The sequence below is a fragment of the Streptomyces sp. NPDC127114 genome (assembly GCF_042677525.1).
Taxonomy (GTDB): Bacteria; Actinomycetota; Actinomycetes; order Streptomycetales; family Streptomycetaceae; genus Streptomyces.
The window spans coordinates 59,682-71,715 of the sequence record NZ_JBHXTJ010000001.1 but is presented as its reverse complement, the minus strand read 5'-3'; the positions used below and the strand labels follow the sequence as shown (position 1 = coordinate 71,715).

Below are 12,034 nucleotides of genomic sequence, written 5' to 3'. Positions count from 1 at the left end.
GGGCCTGGGCCCCGTCCGGCGGATCGGGGCCGTACGGGCTTCACGCGCCCCAGCCGGCCTGCGCGCCGCCCACCCGCTCGGCGGCGATCCGCTCCTGCCGTCCGGAGCGGAGGTAGGCGGCGACCGGATCCGGATCGAGGCCCTGCTCCTCGCGCAGGTCGCGCAGCATCGGGCGCACGTCCGTGTGGAAGGCGTCCATGAGCACCGCGTTGGCGGCGAGCACGTCCCCGTCCCGCTGCGCGGCCGCGAGCGCCTCGCGGTCGACGAGCAGCGCCTTCGCGGTGGCCTCCTGGACGTTGAGCACCGAGCGGATCACGGCCGGGACCTTCGCCTCGATGTTGTGGCACTGGTCGAGCATGAAGGCGATGCCCGCGGAGTCCGCGAGGCCGCCGCCCCGCACGACCTCGTACATGATCCGGAAGAGCTGGAAGGGGTCGGCGGCGCCGGCCATCAGGTCGTCGTCCGCGTAGAAGCGCGAGTTGAAGTCGAAGCCGCCGAGCCGCCCTGCCCGCAGCAGCAGGGCGACGATGAACTCGATGTTGGTGCCGGGTGCGTGGTGGCCGGTGTCGACGACCACCCGCGCCCGGGGGCCGAGTCTGAGGCAGTGGGCGTACGCGGTGCCCCAGTCGGGCACGTCGGTCGTGTAGAAGGACGGCTCGAACAGTTTGTACTCCAGGAGCATCCGCTGCCCCTCGCCGAGGCGCCCGTACACCTCGGCCAGGCTCTCCGCCAGCCGCTCCTGGCGGGCCACGACGTCGTCCTGGCCGGGATAGTTGGTGCCGTCGGCGAACCACAGCTTCAGGTCCGCCGAGGCGGTGGCGTCCATGATGTCGACGCAGTCGAGGAGATGGTCCACGGCCCGGCGCCGCACGGCCGCGTCGGGGTGGCAGACGCTGCCGAGCCGGTAGGCGTCGTCCTGGAAGGTGTTGGAGTTGATCGCACCGAGCTCGAGACCGCGCTCCCGGGCGTACGAGGAGAGGGCGGCGTAGTCGTCGACGCGGTCCCACGGGATGTGCAGCGCGACCCGGGGTGCGACGCCCGTGTACGCGTGCACCTCGGCCGCGTCGTCCAGCTTCTCGTACGGGTCGCGCGGCACGCCCGGCTGGGCGAACACCTTGAACCGGGTGCCGGAGTTCCCGTAGCCCCACGAGGGAGTTTCGATCCGCTGGGCGGCGAGTGCGGCCTTCACCGCGGCGATCTCGGGCATGTCCACCTCGGAGCCTCGATAATGAATCGATTCACTGCACGAGGGAAGCTAGCCAGCGGCGTGGGTGCCGTCAAGACTCTTGACCTTGAAAACGTGGGCGCCCTAGCGTCGTGCTCCCCGTAATGAAACATTTCAGCCGAGGAGGGTCGGATGGCGGACGCACAGCGGGTCTGCTTCCTGCTGAAGGTGCGGACCGACCGCGCCGAGGAGTACCGGCGGCGCCACGAGCACGTCTGGGACGACATGCGCGCGGCCCTCACGGACGCCGGCTGGCGCAACTACTCCCTGTTCCTGCGGGAGGACGGCCTCCTCGTCGGCTACCTGGAGACAGAGGACTTCGAGCGCTCCCGCGCCGCCATGGAGGCCACGGAGGTCAACGCCCGCTGGCAGGCAGAGATGGCGGAGTTCTTCGAGGAACTGGACGGACGGGCGCCCGACGCCGCCATGCGCCCGCTGACCGAGGTCTTCCACCTCGACTGACCTCGGACGGGACCGGACGGGGCCGACGGCATCCACGGGTTCCGACGGGATCGGCCTGGAGGCGTCGGCCGGGAGGGGCCCCGAACGGGTCCGCATAGGATGAAACACGAGGCGTCGGACCTCGTACGGGCGGGGCGGGACGGGCAGGAACGGACCAGGTGGGACGGATGGCGGGCACCGCGCGGACGGTCGGCATCAAGGACGTGGCACGCGAGGCGGGCGTCTCCGTCGGCACCGTGTCCAACGTGATCAACCAGCCGGACCGGGTCTCGCCCGCGACCCTGCAGCACGTGCGCGGGGTCATCGAGCGCCTCGGCTACGTGCGCAGCGAGTCCGCCCGGCAGCTGCGGGCCGGCCGCAGCCGGATCATGGCGCTGCTCGTCCTCGACATGGGCAACCCGTTCTTCGTGGACATCGCGCGGGGCGCCGAACGCACGGCCCGGGCGGCCGGCCTGGGCGTCATGGTCTGCAACAGCGACCAGAGCACCGAGGGCGAGGCCGACTACCTCGCGCTCTTCGCCGAGCAGCGCGTCCGCGGCGTCCTCGTCACCCCCGCCGACCCCAGCGGGGCGAACCTGCGCGAGTTCCGCCGCCACGGCATCCCGTACGTGCTCGTGGACCGCGTCGCCGGAGAGGGCGAGCCGGCGGGCGGCCCGGAGGGCGAGGGGACCGGCGACGGCACGGGCACGGGCGGAGGCGTGGGCTGCTCGGTCTCCGTCGACGACGTCGTGGGCGGCTCCCTGGCGATCCGTCACCTCACCGCGACGGGCCACCGCACCTTCGCGTACGTCAGCGGGCCGTCCCACCTCCAGCAGGTGCGCGACCGGCGCGAGGGAGCCCTGCTCGCGCTCGCCGAGGCCGGGCTGCCCGCCTCGGCCCTCCGGGAGATCTCGGTCGAGCGCCTCGACGTCGCCTCGGGACGCGACGCGGGCTCCCGCCTGCTCGGCCTCCCCGACCGCCCCACCGCCGTCTTCTGCGCCAACGACCTGCTGGCCCTCGGCGTCCTCCAGGCCCTCTACACGGCCGGCGTGCGGGTCCCGGACGACATGGCGATCGTCGGCTACGACGACATCGAGTTCGCGGCGGCCGCCACCGTACCCCTGACCTCCGTGCGGCAGCCGGCCGTCACCCTGGGCGCGCGAGCCGCCGAGCTGCTCCTGGAGGAGACCGGCGACCAGGCGGAGGACCACCGTCACGAGCATCTGGTGCTCCAGCCGGAGCTGGTCGTCCGCCGTTCCAGCCTCACTCCCCGCTGATCGCCGCCGCGTCGAAGCCGGACAAGGGGCCCCGGACCGGCCGGTCCGGGGCCCGCGTACATCTGGCTGAGGAGACCCCGACCGCCGCGTAGCACTTGAGTATGACCCCGTGCCCGTACGGAGACTGACTTCTCGTCCAGGACGGAACCCCCGCCCGCGGCCGCCGTCTTGGTCCTCGTGTCGACTTGATCGTCGAGTCGACCCGAGGAGGGTGTGATGGCAGGTCAGATGCGGGGAACGAGGCGGGCGAAGGCGTCGGCGCCGGAGTACCAGGGGGCTCTCGAGTCGCTGTCGGTGAACGCCTCCCTGCCCGAGGTGCTGGCCCGGGGCATCGAGGAGCTCCGGGCGGCGGAACGGGCCGGCGACCGGCGGGAGGAGGCGCGCTGCGGGCTGGCCGTGGCGGAGGCCTGCCGCAGGCTCGGCCGGATCGAGGAGGCCGACCGGGCGTGGAAGGCGAGCTACCGGGCGGCGCGTTCGGCCGGCCACGAGGGGGCCATGGCCTGGGCCCTGTGGAGCGGCGGCACGCTGGCCCGGCAGCGCGGTGCGTTCCGGCTGGCGTACCGGCTGCTGCGGCTGGCGGCCGAGACCGGCGAGCGCGGCGGTGACGTCGTCGTCCGCGGCTACTCGCTGGCCGGACTCGCCGAGACCGGGCGCATCCAGGGCGACTACGCGGCGGTGCGGAGGCTGCACGAGCAGCTCCTGGCCGAGGCCCGCCGCCGCGGCGAGGCCCGGCACACGGTGTGGGCGCTGGAGGGCATCGCGCAGATGCACCGCAACACCGGCGAGTACGACGAGGCCCTGGCCCTGTTCGAGGAGGCGGCCGAGACGGCGTCCCGCGCCGACGACCGGCGTGGCTGGGCCTGGGCGCTGCGCGGCATCGCGGACGTGGTGTCCGTGCGCGACGGGGACGTCGAGCGCGCCCTGTCCCTGCTTTCCCTGGCCGAGGAGGCCTGCCGGGAGATGCGGCTGTCCAGCGCGCTCGCCTACAACCACAAGATGCGCGGCAACGTGCTGTACCGGGCGGGCCGGTACGAGCAGGCCCGTGAGCTGTACGCGCGGGCGCTCGAGGAGTTCCGCGACATGGACGAGCCGCGCGGGACGGCGCTGTCGCGCCTCGGCCTCGTCAAGGCCTCGGCCCGCCTGGGCCACGACGCCGCGCACACCGCCGCGGAACTGGCCGAACTGCGCTCCACGCTGGACCGCATAGGGCTGCGGCACGCCCGCGACATGGTGGACAAGGCGGCGGCCGAGCTCGGCGTCGGACCGCTGCCGGACCACGGCGGCCACGGACCGGGCGCCGCGAGGCCGGCGCTGCCGGCGGCCGGGGCGGAGGCCCTTCGTGCCGCCGACGTGGCGGGCCTGCGGTGAGCGCCGTCCCGACGCCGCTCACACCGGCGTACCCGCCGGGCGCCGCGATGCTGCCCACGGCGCGTCCCGCTTATCAGCCCGCTCATGACGGCGGTCATGACGGCGGTCGTGAGGACGTACGCGAGGACGTACGTGAGGACCGTCGTGAGCACGGTCCGGAACACGAAGACGCGCCGGCCCGCGTCCTGGAGCGCTGCCGTGCCCTGGTCCGGCCCGCGCTGGTGGAGGCGGTGGGCCGCCTCCAGCCGTGGACAGGGGAGATGGCGGCGTACGCGCTGGGCTGGTCCGACCCGGCCGGGACGCCGGATCCCGGCGCGACCGAGGGCAAGGGAGTGCGCCAGGCGCTCGTCGTGCTCGGCGCCGAGGGGGTCGGGGCGGACGGCGCGGACGCCGTCCCCGGCGCCGTGGCCGTCGAACTCGTGCACACCTTCTCGCTCCTCCACGACGACATCATGGACGGCGACGCCCTGCGCAGACAGCGCCCGGCGGTGTGGAAGGCCTACGGGACGGGCCCGGCGGTCCTCGCCGGCGACGCGCTCCTCGCCCGGGCCGTGACCACCCTGGCCGAGACCGCGGGCCCGAACGCGGCGCCCGCGGTCCGGTGCCTGTGCCGGACCCTGAACGCCCTGGTGTCAGGGCAGGCACAGGACCTGCGCTTCGAAGACCGTCCGTGGCACGGCCCCGGCGCCGTCGCACCGGAGGAGTACCGGTCGATGGCCGAGCACAAGACCGGCGCCCTGCTGGGCTGCGCCCTCGCGCTCGGCGCCGTCCTCGGCGGGGCCCCCGGCACGACCGTGACCGCGCTCGAACGGGCCGGCCGCCACCTGGGCCTCGCCTTCCAGGCGGTGGACGACATGCTCGGCATCTGGGGCGACCCCGCCGTGACCGGCAAACCCGTCCACGCCGACCTGCGCAGAGGGAAGAAGACGTACCCGATGCTCGCCGCACTGTCCGGCGCGGGCGGCGCCGCCGGCGAACTCGCGGCGCTGCTCGACCCGCCCCGGCCGTTCGACCACGAGGCCGCCGCACGCGTCGCGGCACTCGTGGAGGACGCGGGCGGGCGGACCGCGGCCCGCGAGGAGGCGCGCCGGCAGCTGGACATCGCTCGCCGCGCGCTGCGCGACGCGTCGCTCACGCCCACGGCCGGACGGCGCCTGGACGGCCTGTTTATGTACGTGCTCGACCGCACCCGGTGATCATCGCCAGGCCGTCCCTTCCGGATCAGGGCCGGACAGGCCGTGCCGGACGTCGCGGACCCGGCCAAGAGCCGGAAGAGACGGCCTGCACCCCGCCGGTCACCCCGTCGGTGACGGCTCGACGACCGGGACCCGCAGCGGAGCGCGGAAGGACAGCAGACCGAGCGTGGGTGCCTCCGTCGCGTCGGGGGCGAGCCGGACGGCGGGCAGCCGGCGGGCTGCCGCGCGCAGCGCCACCGCCGCCTCCGTACGCGCCAGGGCCGCGCCCGGGCAGCGGTGGCGCCCCACGCCGAAGGCGAGGTGGTGGCGGATGTTGGCACGGCCGGGAAGCATCTGACCGGGGGTCTCGAAGACGTCCGGGTCCGAGCCGCTGCCCATGAGCATCAGCAGCAGCTCGGCGCCGGCGGGGAGGTGCACACCGCCCAGCTCCACCGGCCGGGCGGTGACCCGGCGCCATGAGGTGACGGGTGGCTCGCGCCGCAGCACCTCCTCGACCCACGCCGCGGCGAAGGCCTCGTCGTGGGCGGGGCGCGGCCACAGCCCGGGCTCGGCCAGCGCACGGCGCAGGACGGTGGAAATGAGCTGTCCCGTCGTGGACTGCCCGGCGATGAAGACGAAGAAGCACGCCCCGACCGCCGTCTCCGGGTCGAGCAGGGTTCCGTCGGGCAGCCGGTGGCGGGCCAGCGCCCCGACGAAGCTGTCCGCCGGCGCCGCCGGGTCGTTCACGAGGTCCGTCAGCCACTGGTGGAACTCGCCGACGAGAACGGCAAGTTCGAGCCGGCGCTCCGGCGAGGGCCGTCCCCAGAAGAGCTCGAGCGAGGCGTCGCTCCACCGCACCAGCGTCGCGGTGTCAAGGCCCTCGATGCCGAGGAGTTCCGTCATCACGCGGCAGGGCAGCGTGTGCGCGAACGCGGAGAAGAGGTCGCTCCCGCCGGTCGCGTCGAGCTCCGCCCGCACCGTGTCGAGCAGCTCGTCGGCGACCCGCTCGATCACCGGGACCGCCGCCGCCACGCGCTGGGCGTTGAAGAAGCGCATGACGACGCGCCGCAGGCCCGCGTGGCTCCCGGACGCGTTGTTGGCGAGTGCGGGACGCAGCCGGAATCCCGCACGGGCGAGCACCCGGAGCACCGGAACACCCAGCGGCGTCACCGCGTGCTGGGCGTTGTCCGGCCGGAACGCGGCCGGATCGAGCAGGACGCGGCGGACGTCCTCGTACCGGCTGACCAGCCACAGGCCCGTGGCGTCGTCACGGTGGACCGGCGCCTCGGACCGCAGGCGGTCCAGCCACGGGTACGGGTCGCGGACGAAGCCCTCGTCGAACAGGTCGAGCAGACCGAGGGGGTCCTGCGGGGTCGCCGGGTGCGCGTACGGGCAGGAGCCGGCCGTGTCCGGACGGGACGCGGCGGTGTCGAGGGCGGAGGTCACGCCGGCGGACGCTAGCACGCGAACGGGCGCGTACCGGCCGGTGTGTGCGGGGGATCACCCGCGGGCGACCCGGCCGCGTCGGCGCGCCGCGACACGGACCCGCGCCCGTCCGGGCGGGCCCCGTCCGATGAGCCGGGGCACCTGGGATAGGGTCTGCCCGGTTCACAAGCCGCAAATCGGTCGTCACGTGGAAGGACCCGCCCTGAACACCCCGCTCGCCGAGGCGTTGTCCGTCACGCTGCTCGCACTCGTGCTGGCCTGTGCGGTCATCAGGCCCTTCGGCTGGTCGGAGGCCGTCGTCGCGGTCCCGGCGGCAGGGCTCGCGCTGGTCACCGGGGCGGTCTCCCCGGACGACGCGCTGGCCGAGGCCGAGCGGCTCGGCCCGGTGGTCGGCTTCCTGGCGGCCGTACTGGTGCTGGCTCAGCTCTGCGACGACGAGGGCCTGTTCCGGGCCTGCGGCGCGTGGATGGCACGCCGGGCCGCGGGCCGGCCCCGCCGGCTGCTCACACAGGTCTTCCTGGCGGCGTCCGCGATCACGGCCGTCCTGAGCCTGGACGCCACGGTCGTGCTGCTCACGCCGGTGGTCTTCGCCACCGCCGCCCGGCTCGGCGTGCGCCCCAAGCCGCACGTCTACGCCTGCACGCACCTGTCCAACACCGCCTCCCTGCTGCTGCCGGTCTCCAACCTGACCAACCTGCTGGCCTTCACGGTCAGCGGGCTGAGCTTCACCCGGTTCGCCGCCCTGATGGCGCTTCCGTGGCTGGCCGCGATCGCGGTGGAGTACCTGGTCTTCCGCCGCTTCTTCGCCACCGACCTGGACGCCGGGGCGCACGCCCCGCCGGCCACCGAGGCCCCCGAGACGCCGCTGTTCGCACTGGTGACGGTCGGCTGCACCCTGGTGGGGTTCGCCGTGTCCTCCGCGGTCGGCGTCGACCCGGCGTGGATCGCGCTCGCGGGGGCGCTCGTGCTCGCCGTACGCGCCCTGCTGCGGCGCAGGGTGACCCCCGTGGCCCTGCTGCGGTCGGCGTCGGTGCCGTTCCTCGCCTTCGTCCTGTCCCTCGGGATCGTGGTCAGGGCCGTGGTGGACAACGGCCTCGACGAGGCCCTGGGACACGTCATCCCGGAGGGTGACTCCCTGCCGGTGCTGCTGGCCCTCGCCGCGCTGGCCGCGCTCCTCGCCAACCTCATCAACAACCTGCCCGCGGTGCTGGTGCTGCTGCCGCTGACGGTGCCCTCCGGCCCGGGCGCGGTGCTCGCGGTGCTGCTCGGGGTCAACATCGGCCCCAACCTCACGTACGCCGGCTCGCTGGCCACCCTGCTGTGGCGGCGTATCGTGCACTCCCACGACACCGAGGTCGATCTGAGGGAGTTCACCCGGCTCGGGGTGTACACCGTACCGGTGAGCCTCGGCGTCGCGGTGGTCGCGCTGTGGGCCTCGCTGGCCGTCATCGGAGGAGGGTGAGCCATGGCCGTGGTCGTCTGGATCGTGGAGGGCACCTGGCCCGCCTGCGTGGACGCCGCGCGCGCCCACGCCCCGGCGGACGCCGAGATCGTCCTGCTCCACGTCAGCCCGACCGAAGTGCCCGGTGCGGCGCACGGCGCGTTCGCCGGACTGCTCGGGCGCGGCCACCCGGAGCGCGACCCCGGCACCCGTATGGAGGGCCTCGCCACGGCGTCGGCCGAACGGCTCCTGCGGTCCGCCGCCGAACGCCTCGGGCGTCCCAGCACCTCCGTCGAACGGACCGGACGCGTCGAACGCGAGGTCGTCGCCGCCACCGAGGGCGCCGAGCTCCTCGTCCTCGCCCGCGACGGCGACCGCACGCACCTCGGCCCGCACAGCCTGGGCCCGGCCGCCCGTTTCGTCGTCGACCACGCGCCCTGCCCGGTCCTGCTGGTGTGGCCGGAACCGTCGCCCGGACTGGCCACGCTTCCGCCGCCGACCGGGTGATCCGTCAGGAGGGCGACCCCGGCTCGTAGGCGAACCAGTCGAAGCGGACCGTGCCGGCCGCGGCGTACTGCCGATGAGCAGGCACCAGTAGTCTCCGATCCGGTAGAGGTGCGGCGCCTCGGGGGCCGTCGCGCCGCTGGAGCCGGGGGAGACGTCAGGGCCGGCGCGGGACCGCGCGGCCGCCGGGCGGCAGTGCGTACAGCGGGCCGCCGTCAGCAGGTCGTGGGCGGGTTCCGGGAGCGGCCGTTCCTCCCCTCTCGCCCGAAGGACCCGCCCTCGCATGGAGGGCGGGCCCTTTGTCCGCGCGGCCGGACGTCCGCCGTTGTCAGGACGGACGTCCACGGCGCTCTGGACGGACGTCCGCGGCGCTCTGGACGGACGTCCGCGGCGCTCTGGACGGACGTCCACGGCGCTCAGGGCGGACGTCCACGGCGCTCAGGGCGGACGTTCGCGGCACTCAGGAGCAGACCGCGCCGTTCAGCGTGAACCGCGCCGGGGTCGCGTTGGTGCCCGAGTACGTCGCCTGGAATCCGAAGCTCGCCTGGGCGCCGGGCGCCAGGGTGCCGTTCCAGCCGGCGTCCCGGGCGGACACCGTGCTGCCCGACTGGCTCACCGTCGCGTTCCAGGCGCTGCCGATCCGCTGGTCGCCCGCGAAGGCCCAGCCGAGCGTCCAGCCGGAGATCGCCGCCGCCCCGGTGTTCTTGACGGTCACGCTCGCCGTGAAGCCGTTGCTCCACGCGTTGTCCACCCGGTACACGACCGTGCAGGACGCCGAGGGCGGCGTCGCGTCGTCGTCCGCCTCGGTCGCCGTGAACGTCGCCGGCTGCACGCCGGTCCCGCCGACGGTGAAGGCGGCGCTGCCCGCCAGCGCGTCCGCGTCCTGCGCCGCGCTCACCGAGACCGGCCGGGCCGTCGCCCAGTCGGCCGGCGTGAACACCAGCGTCGCGCCCGCCGTGACGGACAGGTCCGGGTCGCCGGAGGCCCGGGCCACCGTCACGGTGACGTTCTGCGGCGGCGCGGCCGAAAGCCGTACGCCCACCGTCGCCGAGCCGCCCTCGGCGACCGCCACGGCCGCCGGAGTCACCTGCACGGCAGGCCCGGCCGGTGCGCCGCGCCGCTCCGCCGCGAAGGCCGCCAGCCACGCCAGCGGGGCGTTCCAGTTGATCGCCACCTCGTTCGTGGAGTACGAACCGATGTCGTCCACGTAGCAGGCCGCCGGCGCACAGCCCGACAGCTGCTCCTTCGCCACCGGGTCCTCGAGCCCCGCGTTCGGCCCGCCGGCGAAGGAACCGGCCGGCGGGTGCGGCAGCGAGGCGTCGTTCTGGTGCGCCCAGAACCGGTGGTGCTGGTTCTCGGAGGCCCGCTCGCCGTAGCCCGTGACGTACGAGCGGTCCAGGGCGTTGCGGCCCAGGAGGTAGTCCAGGGACTCCAGGGCGCCGGCCCGGTAGCGCTGCGCACCCGTCAGCTCGTACGCGACGGCCAGCATCATCGCGTTGTTGGCGACGGCGCTGTTGGAGCCCCACACGTAACCGGTGGCGGGGATCGGCACCCCGTAGCCCTGGCCGGCCATGGTGGAGAGGTGGCCGTCGGCCGCGGCGGTCAGCAGTCCGCGCATCCGGGCCACGTCGTCGGCGGGCAGGGCCACGCCGGGGACGGTGGCGAGGGTGATGCGGCCCAGCGTCGCCGTGCCGCCCCACCAGAACCCGTCGGCGGGCCTGCCGTGATGAGGCGAGGAGGTCACGGCGTCGCGGTACTGCGCCTCGCCGGTGGTGGCGAGGAGTTCGGCCGCGGCCCAGTAGAACTCGTCCGAGACGTCGGCGTCCTCGTACGCGCCGCCGCCCGTGTTGTCGGTCGCCGGGGCGAGCACGTCCGGGTTGGCCCTGGCGGCCGTCCAGGCGGTGCGCGCCGCGGCCAGGCAACGGCTCGCGAAGGCCGCGTCGTACGGGGCGTACACCCGCGCGCACTGTGCGGCCGTGGCCGCCAGGTTCAGCGTGGCGGCGGTCGAGGGCCGGTGCAGCTCGCGCTGTTTGTCGTCGAGTTCGGGCCGCGTCGGCAGCGCCGTCCACTCCGCGTCGTGCACCTTGTGGAAGGCCATGCCCGCCGACGGCCGGCCCGCCGGGACCTGCATCCGCATCAGGAACTCCAGCTCCCAGCGGGCCTCGTCGAGCACGTCCGGCATTCCGTTGCCGCGCTCCGGAATCCGGAGCGTCGAGTCGCCGAGCGCGGCGTCGCCGCCCGAGCGCCGGGCACGCTCGAAGGAGTTGACGACCTGCCAGGTCGCGATGCCGCCGTTGACCACGTACTTGCCCTGGTCGCCCGCGTCGTACCAGCCGCCGCGGACGTCCACCCGGTAGTCGCACACCCCGGCCTGGCAGGGCACGCTGGTGTCGCCCTTGTTGGGTGCCACGCCCAGGTGCCCGGCGGGACGCGCGTACGCGCTGCCCGTCAGCGCCGCGTCGATCGCGATGCCGCTGCGCTGCTGGTGGAAGAACGACATGCTGTCGGCGCGCAGGCCGTCGTACAGCGAGGCGGAGATGTCGAAGGGGTGGCTGGACCGGCCGCCGGCGACGAGGGTGAAACCCGCGCCGGTGCCGGTGTACGTGCCGAAGTCCACCAGGTGCGTGGCCTGGCCGGACGCCTGATCGGCGCCGTGGACGGCGGTGGTGCCCGACGCGACCTGCGTACCGGAGGCGTCGAGCAGCTGCCAGGCGAGCGGCGTGGTCGCGGAGCTGACCACGGTGGCCCGCTTCGGGCCGTCGGGCAGGTAGCCGAGCTGGTTGACCCGGACGGGGGAGTCGGGGGGGCGCCCGAGGGCGCCCCCCCCACCCGCGCGGGGCGGGTACCGCCGGGACGCGCCCGCCCTGAGGCGGCCGGGGGGCCTGGCGGGGCGGCGGGGGGGGTGTCGCCGTGGTGTTCCCCCGGGGGGGGGGGGGGGGGGGGCCCCGCCGGCCCCCCCCCCGACGCGGCGCGGGCGGAGTCCGCCGTGAACGCGCCGACGGTCAGGCTGCCGGTGGCCAGGGCGAGGCCGGTGAGCGCGGCGGCCGCGCGACGTGACAGCCGGCGGACGGAGAGGGCAGGGGGCACGTGAGGGGCCTTCCTCGGGTGGGGGCAGAGGATTGGGAGCGCTCCCACCACCATGGCGCATCGTGTCGCG

The 12,034-nt window shown here is 74.8% G+C and carries 8 protein-coding genes and 1 pseudogene; 6 read left to right on the top strand and 3 right to left on the bottom strand.

Features of this window, described 5'->3' with window-relative positions:
- Positions 1-40: 40 nt before the first annotated feature.
- Complete coding sequence (gene rhaI / locus ACFVGS_RS00295; RefSeq protein ID WP_385688832.1) at positions 41-1,207, bottom strand: L-rhamnose isomerase; 1,167 nt, start codon at positions 1,205-1,207, stop codon at positions 41-43.
- A gap of 150 nt (positions 1,208-1,357) precedes the next feature.
- Here rhaI and ACFVGS_RS00290 point away from each other — a divergent pair, with 150 nt between their 5' ends.
- The 4 genes from ACFVGS_RS00290 to ACFVGS_RS00275 all read left to right on the top strand — a co-directional run bounded on the left by ACFVGS_RS00290 (position 1,358) and on the right by ACFVGS_RS00275 (position 5,507).
- Positions 1,358-1,687, top strand: a complete 330-nt coding sequence (locus tag ACFVGS_RS00290) for an L-rhamnose mutarotase (protein ID WP_385688829.1) — start codon at positions 1,358-1,360, stop codon at positions 1,685-1,687.
- Between the two features lie 167 nt (positions 1,688-1,854).
- Positions 1,855-2,943, top strand: a complete 1,089-nt coding sequence (locus ACFVGS_RS00285) for a LacI family DNA-binding transcriptional regulator (RefSeq protein ID WP_385688827.1) — start codon at positions 1,855-1,857, stop codon at positions 2,941-2,943.
- A 216-nt stretch (positions 2,944-3,159) separates the two neighbouring features.
- Entirely contained in the window at positions 3,160-4,311 is a 1,152-nt protein-coding gene (locus tag ACFVGS_RS00280; protein ID WP_384407081.1) for a tetratricopeptide repeat protein, read from the top strand.
- A complete protein-coding gene (locus ACFVGS_RS00275) occupies positions 4,308-5,507 on the top strand; it encodes a polyprenyl synthetase family protein (RefSeq protein WP_385688824.1) in 1,200 nt (399 codons plus the stop codon). Before ACFVGS_RS00280 ends, ACFVGS_RS00275 begins: the two co-directional genes overlap by 4 nt.
- Before the next feature lie 99 nt (positions 5,508-5,606).
- Here ACFVGS_RS00275 and ACFVGS_RS00270 read toward each other — a convergent pair whose 3' ends face one another.
- Positions 5,607-6,932, bottom strand: a complete 1,326-nt coding sequence (locus ACFVGS_RS00270; protein ID WP_385688822.1) for a cytochrome P450 — start codon at positions 6,930-6,932, stop codon at positions 5,607-5,609.
- Positions 6,933-7,134: 202 nt separating this feature from the next.
- Here ACFVGS_RS00270 and ACFVGS_RS00265 point away from each other — a divergent pair, with 202 nt between their 5' ends.
- Together ACFVGS_RS00265 and ACFVGS_RS00260 are read left to right on the top strand one after the other, a co-directional pair.
- Positions 7,135-8,394, top strand: coding sequence for an SLC13 family permease (locus ACFVGS_RS00265; RefSeq protein ID WP_385689484.1), 1,260 nt, complete (start codon positions 7,135-7,137; stop codon positions 8,392-8,394).
- A 3-nt stretch (positions 8,395-8,397) separates the two neighbouring features.
- Positions 8,398-8,880, top strand: coding sequence for a universal stress protein (locus ACFVGS_RS00260; RefSeq protein ID WP_385688819.1), 483 nt, complete (start codon positions 8,398-8,400; stop codon positions 8,878-8,880).
- Positions 8,881-9,337: 457 nt separating this feature from the next.
- Here ACFVGS_RS00260 and ACFVGS_RS00255 read toward each other — a convergent pair.
- A pseudogene (locus ACFVGS_RS00255) lies at positions 9,338-11,674 on the bottom strand (glycoside hydrolase family 9 protein); the annotation flags it as partial.
- Positions 11,675-12,034 lie beyond the last annotated feature (360 nt).

What these genes read in the sequence shown, in the direction of transcription:
- ACFVGS_RS00280 (WP_384407081.1), top strand. Translation starts at nt 3,160, where the DNA reads ATGGCAGGTCAGATGCGGGGAACGAGGCGGGCGAAGGCGTCGGCGCCG.
- rhaI (WP_385688832.1), bottom strand. Translation starts at nt 1,207, where the DNA reads ATGCCCGAGATCGCCGCGGTGAAGGCCGCACTCGCCGCCCAGCGGATC.
- ACFVGS_RS00290 (WP_385688829.1), top strand. Translation starts at nt 1,358, where the DNA reads ATGGCGGACGCACAGCGGGTCTGCTTCCTGCTGAAGGTGCGGACCGAC.
- ACFVGS_RS00285 (WP_385688827.1), top strand. Translation starts at nt 1,855, where the DNA reads ATGGCGGGCACCGCGCGGACGGTCGGCATCAAGGACGTGGCACGCGAG.
- ACFVGS_RS00260 (WP_385688819.1), top strand. Translation starts at nt 8,398, where the DNA reads ATGGCCGTGGTCGTCTGGATCGTGGAGGGCACCTGGCCCGCCTGCGTG.